Raw genomic sequence first — 17,858 nt, 5'->3', positions numbered from 1 at the left:
GCTCACAGGCGTATCACCGCAGCATCCACGCCCTCTTCATCGGCATGGAAGATCTCTTTCGCCTGATGCTCGTCCGGCCTGCCGTGCAGCAGAACCCCGAGCAACCGTCTATCCCGCTCGAGCAGCCTTCGCCCTTCCAGGGCGCGCTGCACAATGCGGTCGCTTCCGGCGCCGGCCGGCAGGGCATCGAAGCCGTGTCCGCCCAGTTCGCCGCCTCTGCCGACTTCGCCGGCACCACCGCCGCTGTGCCACTCGGCACCGAGCTCGACGCCCTGGCCGATCGCCTCGCGACCGCCGGCGCCACCGCCGAACCCACGTGGACGGTCGTCAAGAAGGCGATCACCGACGTGTTCGGCGCGGATGCGGCGACGGTCGCCGCAACCAACGACTTCACCGAAACCCTGAGACGGCTGCGCGACAGTCTGATCGCGATCAAGGTGCTGCAAGAGCTGCACTCCCTGCCGATCGAGGCGCTGACGCGCCAGCTGCGCACCGCAGAGCTCATCGCGGACGTCGCGGGAGGCTCGCCCGAGGGGGTGCCGTCGGGCCGGCTGCGCCGGTCCGTGCGTCTGCCGATCGAGCTCGGGCTCACCTCGAAGCTGTCGACGCGCGACGCGCGCGAAGAGCTGGACAAGCGGCGCAAGAGCATGGTGGCCGAGCGGAACACGCAGATCGCCGGGCTGCTCGAAGAGCACGAGACCCTGCGCACGGCGATCGCCGAGCTGGCGGACCTCGGCCCCGACCACATCCGGTCGTCCGCGCTGACGCCGAGCGCCGCGACCGCCCCGCCGGCGGTGGCGAACCTGACGCAGGCGGTCACGAGCGCCGCATCGTTCACCCAGGCGCTGCGTCAGCAGCAGCTCGGACAGCAGCAGCGGCTCGCGGCCCGCGCGCCTGACGGCGTCGACGGCACTGTGGAGGCGGCGACGGGGTTCGCTCACCTGGCCCACACGCTGGTCGAGGCCAAGGTCATCGCGCTGCCGTCGCGCGCCGCGTTCACGCCCACCCCGCTGCACGAGCTCGGGTTCATCATGAACGGCACCGGGGTCGAGAAGCTCTCCGGCGCGACGCAGGGCCTGCTGAAGACCCGCGGGATCGACCCGTCGACCACGCCGATCGATCAGATCACCGGCAACCTCGAGAACGCGCTCGCCGCCACGGTGGGCAAGCTCGAAGCGGTCGCCGGGCATCCGGAGAAGAAGTCGTTCGTGCGCATGGGCGACGCGCTCATCACCGTGTCGACCCCCGTGACGAAGGGCTGGGGAACGATCGGGACGGGCGGCATCGAGGGCTTCCCGTACCTGCCGATGGACGGCTCCGTGCCGCACACGAAGGGCATCGTCTCGCCCGCGGGCGTCGCCGACCTGCTCCTGGTCAAGCAGCAGCTGGTCGCGTACGAGGCAGTGGACGTGGCTCACATCGAGAACGTCCTGAAGGGCGAGCTCAAGTCGCGCGAGCACAGCCGGCGCGAGGAGAGCGAGACCATCACGCTCTCCGAGACGGAGAACAGCACGAGCGACGAGCACGAGCTGGAGACGACCGACCGCTTCGAGATGACGCGCGAGACCAGCGAGACCATCAAGGAGGATGTCGCGCTCAAGGCCGGCCTCAGCATCTCGGGCAGCTACGGGCCGACCGTCGAGTTCGCGGCGAGCGCGGAGGGGTCCTACTCGCGGTCGAAGGAGGAGGCGTCCAAGGCGGCCTCGTCCTTCTCGCAGGACGTGACCGAGCGCTCGTCGCGCAAGATCGCCCAGCGGGTGCTGCAGCGGACCACCGTCCGCACGCTCACCGAGACGATCGAGAAGAACATCCACACGCTCGACAACGTGAAGGGCACAGGGCACATCTCCGGCGTCTACCAGTGGGTCAACAAGGTCTACCGGGCGCAGATGTTCAACTACGGACTGCGGATGATGTTCGACTTCATGGTCCCCGAGCCCGCGGCCTTCCTCATCGCGGCTCTCGACCAGGCGCGCAACAGCGCGCTCAGCCTGACCAAGCCGCCGGACTTCACGCTGCAGCCGAACCAGATCTCGGAGAGCAACTACGCGTACTGGGTCAAGGTGTGCGGGGCGACCGACGTCGCGCCGCCGCCGGAGATGTACCGCACCAAGACCGCCGACTTCAAAGGTGGCGGCGGTGAGAGCAGCGCGAACTACAACCACTCCGGGCAGATCGCCATCGACGACGGATACCGCGCCGTCTACGGCAGCGTGGGCCGGGTCGGCAACAAGTGGGAAGACGACATGTCGCTCGACATCGTGCTCGGACGCCGCACGCAGCGGCTCGGTCTCGGTGAATGGCTGTGGACTACGAACCTCGACGACGAGCGCGACGCCATCCCGTTCGCGCTCGACAGCTTCCACATGTCGCAGGTCGCCGTCGCGATCGAGGTCAAGACCCAGCGCACCGACCGTGCACTGGAGAAGTGGCGCCTCGAGACGTGGTCGAAGCTCCTCACCGCGCACAACGCGCAGGTGTCGGCATACGAGGAGAAGCTCGCCGCGCTCAAGCTGCAGGCCGGCGTCGTGATCCGCGGTCGCAACCCGTTGTCGAACCAGGTCACGATCCAGCGGGAGCTGCAGAAGAACTGCCTCAGCATCCTGACCGATCAGCACTTCGACCTCTTCGACGCGGTCGAGGACTCGCCGGTGAACGGGCTGCCGCAGATCGACGTGTCCGAAGCGGCCAAGGAGGGCGCCTACGTACGGTTCTTCGAGCACGCCTTCGAGTGGGAGCACATGACGTGGATCTCGTACCCCTACTTCTGGGGCAGCAAGGACCAGTGGGACGAGCGGCTCGGCTACGACGATCCCGATCCCGCGTTCGTCGACTTCCTCCAGGCGGGCTTCGCACGCGTCACCGTGCCCGCGCGTCCCGGATTCGAGGGCGCGATCGACCACTTCCTCACGTTCGGCGAGATCTGGAACGGCGGTCCGCTGCCGACCATCTCGAGCCCGCTGTATCTGCCGATCGCGGACGAGCTCGCCGAGCGCCTCGACCGCCCGGGCGACGAGGTGCCGCAGGGCGACCCGTGGACCGTGCGGGTGCCGACCAACCTGGTGAAACTGCGCGCCGATGACGCGCTGCCGAAGTGGGAGCAGAATGCGCAGGGGGAGTGGGTCGAGGCCTGATGGGCTCCGGCACTCGGACGTGGGGGTGACGAGGTGGGCGACATCTCGCGGCACCGCGACATCTTCCTCTTCACCCGAGAGAGCGTTCCGCCGCAGCTGCTCGGAAGCGTGAAGCTGGCGGCGGGTGACCTCACCTACCTCGAGATGGGCAACTACCTCACCGACGTCTCGCAGTTCCGCGACCCGGTGACGTTCATCTTCGCCAAGCGCCGCATCTGGCGTGAGAAGGTCCTTCCGCAGACGGGCGACCGGGTCGGGACGGCACGCATCATCGCAGCTCTCACCGCCGCTGCGGCGCTCGGAGCGGGCCAGCTGCTCAAGAAGTTCCTGCCCAGCGGAAACGACGAGGCCGAGGCCATCGCCACCGGCGCGGCCGTGGTCGCCGGGCTGCTGGCGACGGTGCCGAACGACCTCCTCGCCGGCATCGCCGGGGCGGACGAGTGGATTGACAAGCTGCTCGGCACCCCGCTCGACAAGCTGCCGGCCCTCGACGCCGTGACGGCCAGCCCGGATGCGCGGAAGGCCCGCGACATCCAGCACTACGGCTACCTCGGTGAGTTCTTCCGCCTCTTCATCTCGGGGGTCAGCCAGCTCATCTTCGCCGACGACGTCAGCAAGCGCGTGTCGGGTGAATGGGGGTCGATCTCGCCCGTGCCGTCGAGGCGGGTCGCCGAGGTGTTCGGCGAGTTCTTCACGCAGTACTACCCGCACGAGCACACCGACCAGCCGCCCTACGTCTGGGACGCGAGCCAGCGGCCGTTGCGGCCACAGCTGTACGGCTCGAGCCAGCGGCAGCGCGACGCGCTCGACCGGCCCATCGGGATCATGAACGTGGTCGACCGGGACTACATCGGGTATCTCGCGGAGGGCCTATCGAAGATCGAGGACGACTGGCGGGCGCTGAAAGACAATGACTCGGCGGGACGACAGCGGATGCTGGTGCGCGCCGGCAAGCTGCTCCACGGGGTGGAGGACTGGTTCTTCCACTCGAACGTCGTCGAGATCCTCGAGCTGCGCAGCTACCGGCCGGTGCAGGAAGCGGGCGAGGACGACGAGAAGTTCCTGAAGCGATTCGTCGCGGATGTCGCACGGCGGCGCCCGGAGTTCTCGGCCGCGGGGCCGCGCGAGAAGGTGCGTCTGCAGCGGAAGCTGTTCCGTCGACTGCGCTTTCCCGTGTACAACGCGGGAACGAAAGAGCAGAGCGCCGGCGTGATCAGCACGGACAAGATGTCGACGCCGAGTCTGCGCCACGCCTATCCGGCGTTCCCGTCGTCGCAGGACACCGCCCACACGCTGCTCCACGCGCTGGAGAACCTCGAGCACAAGGCGATCGGCGAACCCGGGCAGATTCCCGCGTGGGTGAAGGAGGGGCTCGACGACAAGGGGGTGCCGATCCCGGATGCTGTCCTCCAGGCGGCTCTGCCGCTCGCCGTCGGTGAGCTGACGTCGCGCCTGCGTGAGGAGGTGCCGCTCATCCTCGTGCTGCTGAGCGAGGACGAGCGGCGACGACTCGTCGCGAACGTCGACCCCGCGCACTGGCCGCTCGCCCCTGGAGCCGCGCCGCCCGCGAGGGAGAAGGACGCGAAGACCGAGATCGACCTCGCGACCGCACGCCACGCGAAGGCGCTCGAGCCCCGCGTTCACCACGACGGGGCCAACGAGAGCAACTACGCGCACTTCGTGCGTCGGCTCGCAGCGAGCGGCCGGCTGAACGACCGAGGGCGTGACGAGCTCCTCGCCGCGTTCGAGATCGACCGCACCGCGGAGCAGCTGCCGACCGAGGCGCCCGGGGCGGGCGGATTCCTAATGACCTACTCCCTCGAGCTGCAGGAGCAGCTCGACAAGGGGGATGCGGAGGGGGAGAAGCTCGACGGTGAGGCATCCTCGATCTTCGGCCTGCAGTCCGACAACGGCGCCTTCAACGAGATCGTCGGGTCGCACTCGCTGATGTCGAAGGACACGCTGACGTCGGTCCCGTTCTTCGACGATGCCCGCGTGCTCGCGAGCGTGGCGTCATCGTCGGTCTTCACGATCCTCCTGCAGCAGATCGCCATTCCCGTCGCGGGCAAGCGATTCGCGTGGGATGAGATGCTGCACCGGCTCATCCGGTTCCCGCCGTCGTCCGGCGGCTGGGAGCGTGTCGCGCTCGCGACGTTCCGCGAGCGGCACACGATCCCCCCGCTCGCCGACCTTCCCGAACTCGTCCAGGCCGCGGCATCCGCACTGCGATCGGCGCCGTCGGGTGCGCCGGCGACGTCGAAGCGCGACGTGCTGGAGGGGCTCTACCGGAAGCTGGAACTTCAGCTCGCGGGGTATCGGTACCCGTGATCCTCTCCGCGGCCTTCTGCGGACCGCGGTCGATGTTCGACGCGCGTCGCTTCGCACGGGGGACGCGCTATTCGGGCAGTTCCCACAGCTCCAGCGGGAGCCCCTCCGGGTCGTGGATGCGCACGAAGCGGCCGTATTCGGTCTCCCACTCGGGGCGACGCTCGACAGAAATCCCGGCTGCTTCCAGGCGCGCCGCCAGCTCGTCGAGACCCGAGACCCTGAGGTTGAGCATGAACGGCTGGTCGGCGGCGAAGTAGTCGCTGTCAGCGGCGAACGGCGCGAAGACGGTCATGCCCGCCTCCTGCTGCCACACCGAGTCGGAGCCCGCCTCGATGCCCAGATGCTCTCGGTACCAGGCAGCCCGAGCTTCCGGATCTCGACTGCGGAAGAAGATTCCGCCTACCCCTGACACAGACATGCGTCACACAGTACCGAGACCGGAATACAGGGTCACGGCCTCTGAGGGCGCTCAGTCTGCGGAAGGGCGGCGTCGACCGGCTTCCGCCACACCGAGACGTGGCTCTCGCTGTCAGCCATGAACGGGGTGCCGTGCCAGTCGGCAGCGCGCGATTCGAACTCGAGCCCGGCCAGCTGCGCCATCAGATCGCACTCGGCGGGCCAGATGTAGCGGAAGTTCGATGCTCCGTAGCCGACGGACCCGTCGTCGTTGCGGAAGTAGTGGTGCGACGTGCCCTGCTGCGTGACCACGTCGTACGTGTCGAATCCGAGATGTCGGTCGTCGACGTTGAACGGCACGGCGTTCTGTCCCGGCGGCATGCGACGGATACCCGGAACCCACAGCTCGATGACGAACCGGCCACCGGGAGCCAGGTGCCGGGCGGCATTGCGGAAGCACGTGACCTGCTCCTCTTGCGTGCGGAGGTTGCCGATCGAATTGAACACGAGGTAGACGAGCGAGAACTCACCGTCGACGACGGTCGTCGCCATGTCGCCCGTCGTGACAGGCAGGTGCGTGGCGTCGACCTTCTCGCGCAGCTGGTCGACCATGGGCTGCGAGAGCTCGATGCCGTGCACGCGGACACCCCGCTCGAGCAGTGGGATGCCGACCCTGCCCGTCCCGATCGCGAACTCGAGTGCCGCGCCGTCGCCGGCCAGCTCGGCCAGAGTGTCCACGACGGGCTCGAGCACCTCGGGTGCGAACATGGCGGCGGAACCCTCGTCATACCGCCTCGCCATCTCGGCATCCCAGTAGTCGCTGCTCGTCACGGACCACATGCTAGTTGTGCGGGTGGTGCTCCCGCCCGTCAATAGGCTGGGCCGATGGAAGCATCTGCTGTTCCGCCCTGGGTCTGCCCGACCTGCGGCGACCAGCTGAGGTTCGAGATCCTCGACGATGAGAAGTTCCTCGTCGTCTGGTCGTGCGTGAACTGCGGTCTGATCCGCACCACCGAGCCGTAGTACCGTTCGGGGATGGTCGCCGTCTCCGCCAAGCCTGAGCTGCATGTCGACACCGTCGAAGAGTGGGAGCGGTGGCTGGAGTCCGATCCTGATCCTGACGGGGTGCGGCTGCGCCTGCGCAAGGCGGCGACGAGCAAGCCGGGCATCACCTACGCCGAAGCGCTCGACGTCGCGCTGTGCTTCGGCTGGATCGACGGGCAGAAGCAGTCGATGGATGCTGATTACTTCCTGCAGGTGTTCACCCCGCGCCGCCCGCGCGGACTGTGGTCGAAGGTCAACATCGAGCACGTCGCACGTCTGATCGAGGAGGGTCGGATGCGGCCCGCCGGCCATCGGGAGATCGAGCGTGCGAAGGCGGATGGGCGGTGGGACGCCGCCTATCGTCAGCGCGATGGGGAGATCCCGGCCGAACTCAAGGCGGCACTCGACGCCGACCCGGCGATCGCTGCCGCGTTCGCGGCGCAGTCCGCGCAGAACCGCTTCGCGATGGCGTTCCGCGTCGGCAACCTGAAGCGACCGGAGTCGCGTGCGGCCCGCGTCGCCGAGTACGTCGCGATGCTCCAGCGGGGCGACACGCTCCACTGAGGCGATGCGCCGAACGGATGGTGCGGCTGTCGCCTAGACGGTGACCGGGACCCTCGTCTGAGTGTCGACATCCGCTGCTCTGCGCGTCGCGGCGACGAAACGCGCCGTGTCCGACACGGCGTCGGTGAGCAGTGCGACGAGTCGCTCGTCGGGGTCATCGCAGCACGCGTCCGCGATCCCGTCGACGGCGAGAGTCACGATGTGCCGGCACTGCCGCACGGTCATGTCCGGGCGGCCCGGACCGACTTGCTCGCTGAAGTGGATGGCCCAGGCATCGGCCGCGGGGGCGGTCCGGAGGGCGGACTCCGCCAGCTCGCGCCACTCCGCGACGAACTCCCGGTCCCGTTCCCCGAGTGCCCTCAGGGCGGCGCGAATACCCACGGCCTGGGAACGCTGGCGATCCTCCGCGGCGATGGGCAGAGCGGCGCTCGCAGCTCGCAGGGTCAGCAGGACGTCCAGAAGCGGGTCGTCCGTCGTGAGGCCGACCACCGACGGAATGAGGGGCGTGAGCCGGGCACGGCCGGCTTCCCCCGTCCGGTCGTTCACGAGTCGCGCGAGGTGCGCGAGGGTGCCGTGCGTGCACGCCGGGTGGTCGCTCCAACGCTCCCCAGCGAGGTACGAGGCGAATTCCATGAAGCAGGCTCCGCGCCGCGGTGAACGGTGCCGACCAGGGGAGAGGATCGGCATGACATCCGGTTGAGCCATCCAGTCGCGCATGGGGCCTCCCTCTTTGGGTTCCACTGTGCGCCTGCCCCAACCGAGATTTCAAGTACCTCGGCCGGACCGCCCGGCCGAGCGCGCCCAGCGGCGCACCCGACCGGGAGCTGGGTCACGCTCGCTCGACCGGGACCTGCAGCTCGGTGACCCAGTCAGGGCCGGGCTCGTGGCCGTCCGCGACGAGGTAGACCTCGCGGCAGAGACCGGTCATGCGGTAGCCGTCGGCGACGACCTGCTGCATGAGGGCGCCCCAGGATTCGCCGATGCCGGTCATGTCTCCGCGATGGATCAGCGTCGCCATGGTCGGGACGGCAGGCAGCGTCACCACCTCGTACCCGGCGCCGGGCACCGGCGGCTCGTCGGCGGTGTACGAGATGTGCACCCCCAGGTCGTCGGTGCCCTCGATGGGTTCGTACCAGAACACGCCGGGCTCGTTCAGTGGGCGCCGTGCGGTTTCCAGGGCGGCGTCGAGTCCGGTTATGGCGCCGGCGATCGCAGCGGGCACACCCGCCGGTCCTCCCTCCGCCACCGTCGAGGTGGCGTAGAGGGTGACGGCCTCCACGGGGCGGTAGTCGACATCGATCATGGTCTCTCCTTCCAGAGTGAGAAGTCGCCGCTCGATGCGAGCGATGCGCGCGGTGTCGTCCGCGACGGATGCCGCGAGCTCGGCATGCCGCGACGCCAGGGCTGCGCGCAGGGCGTCGGAGCGGTCTCCGGCGCCGAGCACGTCGGCGATCGCGTCGAGTCCGATGCCGAGCTCACGCAGCTCGACGAGCTGCAGCAGATCGGTCAGCTGCTCGGTCGAGTACCGTCGGTACCCGGTCGCCTGGTCGACGCGCGCGGGCGTCAGCAGCCCGATCGCGTCGTAGTGTCGCAGCATCCGCACGCTCACCCGCCCGAAGGCGGCGAATTCTCCGATGGTGTACATGGTGAGAGCCACGCTCGAGCATGACACGGTGTGAGGGTCAAGCGAGATGGCGGATCCGGGTGGTGCATCATTGCTCTGTGTCTCAGGCGACGTTGCAGACCGACCGAATCCGACTGATCCCCTTGGGCGATGAGCATCTGGAACTCGAGGTCGGGTTGGACTCCGACCCGGAGGTGATGCGGTATCTGTCCGGCGACGGACGCACTCGCGCCCAGGTCGAGGTGGCTCACGGACTCCGGCTCGCGACAGCACAGGCGGTGGAGGGGCTCGGCTTCTGGGTCGGGTTCGTCGACGACGAGTTCGTCGGCTGGTGGCTGTTGCAGCCCGCCGGCTGGGGAGAGGAGACCCTCGTCCCGGGTCAGGCCGAGTTGGGGTACCGACTGCTCCGGCCGCACTGGGGCAAGGGGCTGGCCACGGAGGGTGCACGCGAGATGGTGCGGCACGCTTTCCAGGACCTCGGCATGCACCGCGTTTTCGCCCTCACCATGACCGTGAACGAACGATCCCGGGCAACCATGGCCTCAGCGGGCCTTGAGTACGTCCGAACCTTCTATGACGACGACGACCACCGCGACGGCAGCGAACTCGGTGCCGTCGAGTATGCGACGACGAAAGACCAGTGGGGCGACTAGTCCACGCCACCGTCGCGTGAGACCGTGCCCGATCGGGGCTCACCCGGTTGTATCGGCGCGCAGCTTCCTCGCCATCTCCATCATCTCGGCGCTCGGCTGGCTGAGCGCGAAGATGTTGCCCTCGCTGTCGCTGAACCACGCACTGCGCTCGTCGCCGAGGTCGGCGATGCCCTCGACGGTCTTCAGCCCAGGCATGTCGTAGTCGTGGAACACCACCCCGTGCGTGCGCAGCGCCGTCACGTCACGATCGATGTCGTCCGTCACGAGGTTGAACGCCGTGTTCTGGGCCGTGCCTGCGAAGTCGGTCCGGTACACCAGCACCATGGTTCCGCCGACGTCGTAGAACAGGTTGTAGCCTTCGTCGTCGGCATATGCCGGGTCGCGGCCGAGCACGTCGTGCCACCACGCCTTGGCTCGATCGATGTCCGCTGCCGGAAGCACCGCCGTCGCCATCAGGTTCTCGAACATGATGATTTCCAGTCCGGAGGCGTTGTCATCCCCGCGCCGGCCCAGCGCAGCGCATCGGCGATTCGGGCGCGCGAACGTGGCCCCCGACCGGAGTGTAGACCCGCATCCGTGGCCGCGGTAGGGGTGGTGGACGAACCCCGAGCGCCCAGAATATGGTCAGAGCGGACCGCCCCTGATCACCGAACAGGAGGGTGTCGCCATGGCTGAGGATTCCCGAGGCGAAGACGGATTCACCGTCGAAGCCGAACGCGAGATCGACGCACCGCCGGCCGTCGCGTGGAGGTCGTGGACCGACAGTGACGTCCTGAGTCGGTGGTGGGGGCCGTCGGGGTTCACGTGCCCCACCGCACGGATGGATGTGCGCGTGTCCGGCGTCTCGCTCGTGTCGATGGCCGCACCCGACTGGGGCTTTCCCGAGATGTTCAGCACGTGGACCTACACGGTGGTGGACGAGCCGCACAGGTTGGAGTTCACGTTCCGATTCGCGGATGCTGAGGGCGCCGCGCTTGCGCCAGGTGACCCGCGCGTCCCACCCGGAGTGCCGGCGGAGGTCGCGCACGTCATCACGTTCGAAGGGCTCCCGAGCGAGCGCACGCGCATGCGGATCGTCGAATCGGGCTACGAGACGGCGGAGCCCCTCGAGATGTCACGACAGGGACTCGAGCAGTCCCTCGACAAGCTCCTACCGCTGTTCCGCGATGGCGAGGTCGTCGACTGACCTGCCGTTTCACCGCAGAATTCCGCGCTGTCGGGCCGTTGAGACGGCGGCGGTTCGGGAAGCGACGCCGAGCTTGGTGAAGATGTGGGCGAGGTGAGATTTCACTGTCGTCTCGCTGACGAAGAGTTCGGCGGCGATGTCGGTGTTCGAGTGTCCCGAGGCGACGAGCTCGAGGACCTGGAGCTCGCGTGAGCTCAGACTGGCCTGCGGTGCCCGCATCCGCTCCAGCAGGCGTGAGGCGATCACCGGTGCAAGCGCGCTTTCTCCGGCGGCGGCCGCCCGGACCGCCGCGGTGAGTTCGTGCGGTGGCGCGTCCTTGAGCAAGTAGCCGCTGGCGCCCGCTTCGACGGCGCCGAGGATGTCAGCATCCGAGTCGTAGTTCGTCAGGATCAGAACGTAGGGCGCAGCGTCCAGTGCGCGGATGCGTCGGGTGGCGGCCGCCCCGTTGACGGCGGAGTGCGCGCCGAACTGGAGGTCCATGAGCACGACATCCGGATTCTCTCGTTCGGCGGCGGCCACCGCTTCGTCGGGCGTGCCGGCTTCGCCGACGACTTCGAAGTCGTCCTCGAGGCTGAAGAGGGCGATGAGGCCGGCGCGGACGATGGGGTGGTCGTCGGCGATCACGAGGCGGATCATGCGTGCTCCGTCAGGGTGAGATCGACGGCCACGATCGAGCCGCGGCCGGGTGCCGCATCGATGGTGAGCGTTCCGCCGAGCTGTTGCACCCGCTCGGATGCGGCTCGCAGTCCGAACGAGTCCGATTTCTCCGCCGCCTCGTCCAGAGTCTGCGAGGGGTCGAATCCGATCCCATCATCGGCGACGGTGAAGCGAAGCTGATCGTGGTCGACAGCGATCGTGATGGTCGCTGTCGACGCATGGGCGTGCTGGATGACGTTCGCGATCGCCCCCTGCGCGATGCGCAGCAGCGCGGTCTGCAAGTGCATCGGAAGGACGAGCGCGTCGGAGACGCGCACCTGCACGTCGAGCCCCTGCGGTGCCCATTGAGTGCGGGCGAGCCGGCGGAGCGCCCCTGCCAGGGTCTGGTCGTCGAGCTGGGGAGGGGTGAGTTCACGGATGAACCGCCGTGCTTCGGCGAGGTTGGCTGCGGCGGTTTCGCGGGCAAGATGGATGTGCTCGATGCCGGGGCGGCCGGGGTCGGCACGTTCTGCGGCGTGGAGCAGCATCTGGATGCTGGACAGACCCTGCGCCAGGGTGTCGTGAATCTCGCGCGCGAGTCGGGCGCGTTCGGCGAGCACACCCGATTCGTGTTCGGTCGCGGCGAGGAGCCCTCGCGTCGCGATCAATTCCCTGACGAGCGCTTCTCGCTCCGCTGCCTCGCGGGCGAGGGCCTGGTAGCCGAGTCCGATCAGCAGTGCGACGCCGGCGCCCACCAGCGGGCCGATGACCCCACCGACGGTCCACCCGCTGTGCAGTCCGAGGGCGCAGATCGCGATGATCGTGGACACCAGGATTGCCGCGGACCCCCACCATCGGCCAAGGAGATGGAGATAGAGGAAGAACAGCGGAAACACCAGGTAGGCGGCATCCGGGGTCAGCCACACCAGAAGGACCCACTCCAGCGTGAGGAGGATCAGCCAGCCCGACCGCAGCAGCCATCGTGCCTCGGTGTGCCGGGTCACAACCGATCCCAGTGCATAGGTGACCCCGAGGAGCAGGGTGAGGCCGATGACGGTGACGCTCGCATCAGTGGGAGCGACGAGTGCGCGCACGATGACCAGCACGGCGAGGGCGGCGAACAAGGCGTGCAAGCCGGTGCGGAGACCCACGAAAACGGGGGTCAATGCGGTATGCGGCATGGGCTGAACTCTACGCGCGACGCCCGGAACGGGCATCGTCCGAAAGGACGATGAGTGACTCCACACTCCGGGCGGTGAAGGGTGGCCGAGCGGCCGATGACCGGGTCGCGGCGGACGGCGAGAGTGGAGTAATCGCCGCACTCGGCGGCAGGAAAGGCACACCATGTTCGTCGCGTTACGCGATCTCCGCTTCGCACGGGGCCGGTTCATCCTCATCGGTTCCGTCGTCGCCCTCATCACCGTTCTCGTCGGGTTCCTCAGCGGATTGACGGGCGGGCTCGCCACTCAGAACATCTCGGCCGTGCTCGCTCTTCCGGGCGATCGTGTCGTCTTCTCGGCGCCGGCGATCGGCGAGAGCTCACCCAGCTTCTCCGACTCCACCATCACGAGACAGCAGGCAGCCGATTGGGCCGGCACGGCCGGGGTCACCGCCGTCGAGCCTGTGGGGATCAGCCAGACCCACGGCGAGGCCGACGGCATCCGCGCGTCGATCGCCGTGTTCGGTGTGGAGCCCGGTTTCGACGCCGGCGCACCCTCGAAGAACGGTCATCTCGGCCTGTCGGACCCCGCCGCGAAAGCCCTCGAGGTGACGACCGGGGATGACATCACGATCGCCGGCACCACCTATGCCGTCGAGACGATCGGCGGCGACGGCTGGTACAGCCACACCCCCGTCGTCGAGATGACTCTTCACGACTGGCAGGCCTACTCCGCGGCCACCGGAAACCCGGACACGTTTGCCACTGTGCTCGCCGTCACCGGCAGTCCCGACTGGGATGCCGCCGACGCCGCGAACAGCACGGTGTCCGAGAGTGCGCTCGGATCCTTGACGGCGTTGAGCGCATTCCGCTCCGAAATCGGCTCCTTGCTGCTGATGGTCGCCATGCTGTTCGGCATCTCAGGGCTGGTCATCGGCGCGTTCTTCACCGTCTGGACGATGCAGCGAAAGGGCGACATCGCCGTCCTCAAAGCGGTCGGCGCCAGTACCCGATCCCTGGTGCGTGACGCGCTCGGTCAAGCGCTGATCGTGCTGCTGGTGGGCATCGGAATCGGCTTGGGCCTCGTCGCGCTGTTCGGCGCCCTCGCCGGCACCGCACTGCCATTCCTCCTCAGCCCGATCACGACAATCCTGCCGGGCGTGATCATGACCGTTCTCGGCCTCGCCGGGGCCGCGTTCGCACTGCGCTCCGTCACCTCCGCCGACCCCCTCACCGCCCTTGGGAGCAACCGATGATCCGCCTGAACCACATCACCCTGACGTTCCCTGATGGGGAGAGCCGCATCGCCGCCGTCGACGACGTGTCGCTCACTGCTCACCCGGGAACGGTGACCGGCATCACCGGCCCGAGTGGCTCGGGCAAGTCCAGCCTCCTCGCCGTCGCCGCCACCCTGATCCGACCGGACTCCGGGCAGGTCCTGATCGACGACATCGACGCGACCATGCTGAACGCCGGCGACGCAACCGAACTGCGCCGAGACCGCATCGGGATCGTCTTCCAGCAATCCAACCTGATCCCTTCGCTCACCGCCCGCGAACAGCTGACGGTCATGAACGAGCTCGGCGCCCGGCACAGCCGACGCAACCGCGCCCAGGCCGCCGCCCGCGCAGGAGTGCTTCTGGATGCCGTCGGGCTCAAGGACCAGGGCGATAAGAGGCCGCACCAGCTCTCTGGTGGGCAACGTCAACGCGTCAACATTGCTCGAGCGCTGATGAATGACCCGAGCGTGCTGCTGATCGACGAGCCGACGAGTGCTCTCGACCAGGAACGCGGAGCCAGCATCATCGAGCTCATCCTGCGGCTGACCGACGAGCTGGACACGTCAACGCTGCTGGTCACCCACGACCTCGTCCACCTCCCGCGCGTGCACGGAGTCGTCCATCTCGTCGACGGACGCTTCGTCGAGGCTCTCGCCACCGCGTAGCTGCTCTCGTGCACGCCGGGCCGCGCGAACGGTGAGTGGCACTGCGACCGACATGGCAAGGATGGCGGATGCACCGCCGAGCATCGCACCCCAGACCGCCAGTCCGTATGGCCCGCTCAGCACGAACCCGAAGATCAGCCAGAACCCGAGCGCACCGACAGCTGACGAGAGCCCGCCGACCCACGCGCGCGACGCGATCGAGCGACGTCTGCGCCGCGTCCACAGCGCCAGGCAGGTTGCGTACGTCAGGCTCGCGGATGCCGCGGTGAGCGCGCCGAAGAACCCGCCGTACGCGGGAAGCACCACGATGACCGACTCTTCGCCACGGTCAGGCGGGACGAGCCAGCCGAAGACGACGAACAGAAACAGTCCGCCGACCACGATCCCGACGCCGAGCATCCATCCGATCACCGAGCCGTACGTCCGCCAGAACATGCGGCAACGGTATCCGGCTTCAGTACTCGATGCGTGCGACCCGACGCCGTGTGAGGATGCAGGTGTGTCCCGCTCTCCGCTCATCTCTGCCGACGACCTTTCTGAGCTGCTCGAGGCCGGAGGCGGCATCCGTCTCCTCGACGTCCGCTATCGGCTCGACAAGCCGGACGGTCGCGCGGACTATGAGGCGGGACACATCCCGGGCGCGGTGTATGTCGACATGGACACGGAACTCGCGACGCACGGCGCCCCGTCTGACGGACGGCATCCGCTGCCATCGCGGGAGACGCTCGAGAATGCCGCCCGTCGATGGGGTCTCCACGATGGCGATGCGGTGGTCGTCTACGACGACTATCGCTCGGTCGCCGCGGCGCGCGCGTGGTGGCTGCTGCGCGGCGCGGGCGTCGTCGACGTACGGGTGCTCGACGGCGGTCTTTCGGCGTGGCGGGCGGCCGGACTGCCTCTCGAGACGGGCGAGGTCGAACCCGTCCGGGGATCGATCCTGCTCGACAACCCCGGCGGCGGGCTCTCGATCGACGAGGCCGCCGCCTGGCCGCGGCGCGGCGTGCTGATCGACGCCCGCGCGCCCGAACGCTACCGGGGTGAGATCGAGCCGTACGATCCCGTGGCGGGGCACATCCCGGGCGCGATGAACCTGCCCGCCGACGCCGTGCTCGCCGGTGACAGCTTCGCGTCGCCGGCGACGATCCGAGCAGCGTTCGAGAGCGTCGGGGTCACAGCCGGAACGGCCGTCGCCGCCTACTGCGGCTCAGGCATCACCGCCGCACACACAGCGCTCGCCGGGGCGGCATCGGGGATCGAGGTGGCCGTGTATCCCGGATCATGGAGCCAGTGGTCGAACATGCCGCATCGGCCGGTCGCGACAGGCGCCCAGCCCGTGGAGCCCGCAACGTCGATCACGGTGGATCACCGCTTCGACGCCAGCCAGAAGGACGTTTGGCGCGCTTGGACGGATCCAGAGATTATGCGTCTCTGGTGGGGCTCCGACCCCGATGGTGTCGTCACGTCGGCGGCCCTCGACGTGCGACCAGGCGGCCGTTTCGACATCTCATTCCGAGATTCCAGCGGCGACCTTCACACCAGCAGCGGCGAGTACCTCCGCGTCGACGAGCCGACTGAGCTGGAGTTCACCTGGTCGTGGCTCAGCGAGACCAACACGCCGTCTCGAGTGCATATCGTCCTCGCGGGGGATGGAACCGGAACGCGAATGCGTTTCGTGCACCGTGAACTCCGTGGTGCATCGGATCACGACTACGCCGACGGCTGGCGTCGTACCTTCGCGAAACTGGACCGCGTCCTCGGCGGCTAGCGAGGCTCCTTCAGCGGAGTCTCATGAGCCCCGCGTTCGTTGGCGCGAACCCGCAGGCGTCGAAGTAAAAGTCTGTGAGATGGGGTTCGAAGTCGACGTGCAGCCATTCGCATCCTGCGGCTGCGGAGGAATCGCGGGCCACTTCGATCAGCCGGACCCCAACACCTCGCCGCCGTGCGCGAACTGCGACGATCGTGTCCTGGACGAACGCGTGGACGAGGCCGTCCCAAATGATGTTGACGAAGCCGACGAGTCCCTGGTCGTCGCGGGCGGTCACCCAGCCGAGGCTGAGGCGACCGAGTTGGCCATCCCAGTCGACGTCGGCGAGTCGGTGTTCGAACGCCTCAGCGTGCAGGGCGTTGACTTCTTGGTTGCCAAACGATCCGCGCCATTCGTACCGGACAGGATCGAGATCCGAATTGAGCAAAGGTGGCTCCTCGATGTGGGAGGCCACCATCAGGTGGCCTCTTAGTGAGTGTGGCGGGAACGGCGAGAACAGCCGCGCACCGATTCCCGTTCGGAGATCGTGTCTCTGCGCTCGATCGCGGCGGTCTCGCCTCTCCACGCATCCTGCCAAAGTAGGTCGGTGGTTGACATGCAAGCGGATACTTGCCTATTGTGACGGCATGGCGGACGTTTTCCAGGCGCTCAGCGACAGTACCCGCCGCGCCATCCTCGATGAGCTCGTCGATCGAAATGGGCAGACGCTGTTCGAACTGTGCGGGCGCCTGACGATGCGTCACGGCCTGGGTTCTACACGTCAGGCGATCTCGCAGCATCTGGACGTGCTCGAGCAGGCCGGCCTCGTCCACTCAGAGCGTCGTGGACGCTACCGGATCCTCACTCTCGACACCCGTCCGCTCGCGCAGATCGCCGAGCGGTGGCCATCGCAGTACCAGCAGGAGGAAACACCATGAAGATCACCGTGATGTCCATCTTCGTCAGCGACCAGCGCACGGCGCTCACGTTCTATACCGACGTCCTCGGGTTCGTCGTGGCCGCCGACATACCGATGGGCGAGCACAGTTGGTTGACCGTCGCGTCGGCGGACGACCCGAACGGCATGCAGATCTCGCTGGAGCCGGCCGACCATCCCGCCGTCGCGCCCTTCCGCGACGCCCTAGTGGCTGACGGCATCCCATGGACGTCTTTCGCCGTGGATGATGTGCAGGCCGAATACGACAGGCTCGTCGCCCACGGCGTCGAATTCGTCCAGCCGCCGACAAGCATGGGACCGATGACGACCGCCGTTTTCGATGACACCGTCGGCAACCTCATCCAGATCGCATCGATGGGCGAGACCGACCGATAGGAAACACATGACGCCGCGAAGAGTGGTGGTAATGGCTGATTACCACGCCTTCCCTATCTGGGAACGCACGCCCGGGCGACCGCCAGGAGGGCTCAGTCCTTCGTCGCTCCCT

Annotated in this window: 19 protein-coding genes; 11 read left to right on the top strand and 8 right to left on the bottom strand. The window is 67.9% G+C overall.

Going from position 1 to position 17,858, the window contains the following annotated elements; genetic code table 11:
* The first annotated feature begins 44 nt into the window (after positions 1–44).
* Positions 45–3,134, top strand: a complete 3,090-nt coding sequence (locus Microterr_RS11445) for a hypothetical protein (RefSeq protein WP_263798879.1) — start codon at positions 45–47, stop codon at positions 3,132–3,134.
* A gap of 33 nt (positions 3,135–3,167) precedes the next feature.
* The gene (locus Microterr_RS11440; protein ID WP_263797808.1) at positions 3,168–5,462 is read left to right on the top strand and encodes a hypothetical protein; all 2,295 of its coding nucleotides are present in this window, start codon (positions 3,168–3,170) and stop codon (positions 5,460–5,462) included.
* Between the two features lie 67 nt (positions 5,463–5,529).
* Here Microterr_RS11440 and Microterr_RS11435 read toward each other — a convergent pair whose 3' ends face one another.
* The gene (locus Microterr_RS11435; RefSeq protein ID WP_263797809.1) at positions 5,530–5,880 is read right to left on the bottom strand and encodes a VOC family protein; all 351 of its coding nucleotides are present in this window, start codon (positions 5,878–5,880) and stop codon (positions 5,530–5,532) included.
* 32 nt (positions 5,881–5,912) lie between these two features.
* Positions 5,913–6,689 carry a class I SAM-dependent DNA methyltransferase gene (locus tag Microterr_RS11430; protein WP_263797810.1) on the bottom strand — a complete coding sequence of 259 codons (777 nt, stop codon included), beginning with the start codon at positions 6,687–6,689 and terminating at the stop codon, positions 5,913–5,915.
* Between the two features lie 54 nt (positions 6,690–6,743).
* Here Microterr_RS11430 and Microterr_RS11425 point away from each other — a divergent pair, with 54 nt between their 5' ends.
* Entirely contained in the window at positions 6,744–6,881 is a 138-nt protein-coding gene (locus tag Microterr_RS11425) for a hypothetical protein (protein WP_263797811.1), read from the top strand.
* A gap of 12 nt (positions 6,882–6,893) precedes the next feature.
* Entirely contained in the window at positions 6,894–7,466 is a 573-nt protein-coding gene (locus Microterr_RS11420; RefSeq protein ID WP_263797812.1) for a YdeI/OmpD-associated family protein, read from the top strand.
* A gap of 33 nt (positions 7,467–7,499) precedes the next feature.
* Here the strand turns inward: Microterr_RS11420 and Microterr_RS11415 are convergent, their stop codons facing one another.
* Both Microterr_RS11415 and Microterr_RS11410 read right to left on the bottom strand, forming a co-directional pair.
* Complete coding sequence (locus Microterr_RS11415) at positions 7,500–8,099, bottom strand: hypothetical protein (protein ID WP_263797813.1); 600 nt, start codon at positions 8,097–8,099, stop codon at positions 7,500–7,502.
* Positions 8,100–8,295: 196 nt separating this feature from the next.
* Complete coding sequence (locus Microterr_RS11410) at positions 8,296–9,111, bottom strand: MerR family transcriptional regulator (protein ID WP_281974199.1); 816 nt, start codon at positions 9,109–9,111, stop codon at positions 8,296–8,298.
* Between the two features lie 20 nt (positions 9,112–9,131).
* Here Microterr_RS11410 and Microterr_RS11405 point away from each other — a divergent pair, with 20 nt between their 5' ends.
* Complete coding sequence (locus tag Microterr_RS11405; RefSeq protein ID WP_263797815.1) at positions 9,132–9,743, top strand: GNAT family N-acetyltransferase; 612 nt, start codon at positions 9,132–9,134, stop codon at positions 9,741–9,743.
* 39 nt (positions 9,744–9,782) lie between these two features.
* On the opposite strand, the gene Microterr_RS11400 is transcribed toward Microterr_RS11405, so the two are convergent.
* Positions 9,783–10,211, bottom strand: a complete 429-nt coding sequence (locus Microterr_RS11400) for a VOC family protein (RefSeq protein WP_263797816.1) — start codon at positions 10,209–10,211, stop codon at positions 9,783–9,785.
* Positions 10,212–10,410: 199 nt separating this feature from the next.
* Between Microterr_RS11400 and Microterr_RS11395 the strand changes: the two genes are divergently transcribed.
* Entirely contained in the window at positions 10,411–10,929 is a 519-nt protein-coding gene (locus tag Microterr_RS11395; RefSeq protein ID WP_263797817.1) for an SRPBCC family protein, read from the top strand.
* Positions 10,930–10,938: 9 nt separating this feature from the next.
* Here Microterr_RS11395 and Microterr_RS11390 read toward each other — a convergent pair whose 3' ends face one another.
* Positions 10,939–11,565: a response regulator transcription factor gene (locus Microterr_RS11390; RefSeq protein WP_263797818.1), complete on the bottom strand. Its 627-nt coding sequence runs from the start codon at positions 11,563–11,565 to the stop codon at positions 10,939–10,941.
* Positions 11,562–12,746, bottom strand: a complete 1,185-nt coding sequence (locus Microterr_RS11385; protein WP_263797819.1) for a sensor histidine kinase — start codon at positions 12,744–12,746, stop codon at positions 11,562–11,564. Before Microterr_RS11385 ends, Microterr_RS11390 begins: the two co-directional genes overlap by 4 nt.
* A 163-nt stretch (positions 12,747–12,909) precedes the next feature.
* On the opposite strand from Microterr_RS11385, the gene Microterr_RS11380 reads away from it, so the two are divergent.
* From Microterr_RS11380 to Microterr_RS15495, 3 genes are all read left to right on the top strand, one after another.
* On the top strand, positions 12,910–13,980 hold the full coding sequence (locus Microterr_RS11380) for an ABC transporter permease (RefSeq protein ID WP_263797820.1): 1,071 nt from the start codon (positions 12,910–12,912) through the stop codon (positions 13,978–13,980).
* The gene (locus tag Microterr_RS11375) at positions 13,977–14,669 is read left to right on the top strand and encodes an ABC transporter ATP-binding protein (protein WP_263797822.1); all 693 of its coding nucleotides are present in this window, start codon (positions 13,977–13,979) and stop codon (positions 14,667–14,669) included. The genes Microterr_RS11380 and Microterr_RS11375 overlap by 4 nt, the downstream gene beginning before the upstream one ends.
* Before the next feature lie 265 nt (positions 14,670–14,934).
* Positions 14,935–16,434, top strand: a complete 1,500-nt coding sequence (locus Microterr_RS15495) for a rhodanese-like domain-containing protein (RefSeq protein WP_344046741.1) — start codon at positions 14,935–14,937, stop codon at positions 16,432–16,434.
* Between the two features lie 10 nt (positions 16,435–16,444).
* On the opposite strand, the gene Microterr_RS11360 is transcribed toward Microterr_RS15495, so the two are convergent.
* A complete protein-coding gene (locus Microterr_RS11360) occupies positions 16,445–16,891 on the bottom strand; it encodes a GNAT family N-acetyltransferase (protein WP_263797823.1) in 447 nt (148 codons plus the stop codon).
* Positions 16,892–17,060: 169 nt separating this feature from the next.
* Between Microterr_RS11360 and Microterr_RS11355 the strand changes: the two genes are divergently transcribed.
* Positions 17,061–17,351, top strand: a complete 291-nt coding sequence (locus Microterr_RS11355) for an ArsR/SmtB family transcription factor (RefSeq protein ID WP_263797824.1) — start codon at positions 17,061–17,063, stop codon at positions 17,349–17,351.
* Positions 17,348–17,746 (top strand): VOC family protein, encoded by a 399-nt coding sequence (locus Microterr_RS11350; RefSeq protein WP_263797825.1) that lies wholly within the window; start codon positions 17,348–17,350, stop codon positions 17,744–17,746. Before Microterr_RS11355 ends, Microterr_RS11350 begins: the two co-directional genes overlap by 4 nt.
* Positions 17,747–17,858 lie beyond the last annotated feature (112 nt).

This window comes from Microbacterium terricola (assembly GCF_027943945.1).
Lineage (GTDB): Bacteria > Actinomycetota > Actinomycetes > Actinomycetales > Microbacteriaceae > Microbacterium > Microbacterium terricola.
This window is presented reverse-complemented; position numbering and strand designations above follow the sequence as displayed.

Bases quoted from the DNA above. Each gene is read 5' to 3' on its own strand.
- Microterr_RS11445 (WP_263798879.1), top strand. From the start codon at position 45: ATGGAAGATCTCTTTCGCCTGATGCTCGTCCGGCCTGCCGTGCAGCAG.
- Microterr_RS11435 (WP_263797809.1), bottom strand. From the start codon at position 5,880: ATGTCTGTGTCAGGGGTAGGCGGAATCTTCTTCCGCAGTCGAGATCCG.
- Microterr_RS11425 (WP_263797811.1), top strand. From the start codon at position 6,744: ATGGAAGCATCTGCTGTTCCGCCCTGGGTCTGCCCGACCTGCGGCGAC.
- Microterr_RS11420 (WP_263797812.1), top strand. From the start codon at position 6,894: ATGGTCGCCGTCTCCGCCAAGCCTGAGCTGCATGTCGACACCGTCGAA.
- Microterr_RS11415 (WP_263797813.1), bottom strand. From the start codon at position 8,099: ATGGAATTCGCCTCGTACCTCGCTGGGGAGCGTTGGAGCGACCACCCG.
- Microterr_RS11410 (WP_281974199.1), bottom strand. From the start codon at position 9,111: ATGTACACCATCGGAGAATTCGCCGCCTTCGGGCGGGTGAGCGTGCGG.
- Microterr_RS11405 (WP_263797815.1), top strand. From the start codon at position 9,132: ATGACACGGTGTGAGGGTCAAGCGAGATGGCGGATCCGGGTGGTGCAT.
- Microterr_RS11400 (WP_263797816.1), bottom strand. From the start codon at position 10,211: ATGTTCGAGAACCTGATGGCGACGGCGGTGCTTCCGGCAGCGGACATC.
- Microterr_RS11395 (WP_263797817.1), top strand. From the start codon at position 10,411: ATGGCTGAGGATTCCCGAGGCGAAGACGGATTCACCGTCGAAGCCGAA.
- Microterr_RS11390 (WP_263797818.1), bottom strand. From the start codon at position 11,565: ATGATCCGCCTCGTGATCGCCGACGACCACCCCATCGTCCGCGCCGGC.
- Microterr_RS11385 (WP_263797819.1), bottom strand. From the start codon at position 12,746: ATGCCGCATACCGCATTGACCCCCGTTTTCGTGGGTCTCCGCACCGGC.
- Microterr_RS11380 (WP_263797820.1), top strand. From the start codon at position 12,910: ATGTTCGTCGCGTTACGCGATCTCCGCTTCGCACGGGGCCGGTTCATC.
- Microterr_RS11375 (WP_263797822.1), top strand. From the start codon at position 13,977: ATGATCCGCCTGAACCACATCACCCTGACGTTCCCTGATGGGGAGAGC.
- Microterr_RS11360 (WP_263797823.1), bottom strand. From the start codon at position 16,891: ATGGTGGCCTCCCACATCGAGGAGCCACCTTTGCTCAATTCGGATCTC.
- Microterr_RS11355 (WP_263797824.1), top strand. From the start codon at position 17,061: ATGGCGGACGTTTTCCAGGCGCTCAGCGACAGTACCCGCCGCGCCATC.
- Microterr_RS11350 (WP_263797825.1), top strand. From the start codon at position 17,348: ATGAAGATCACCGTGATGTCCATCTTCGTCAGCGACCAGCGCACGGCG.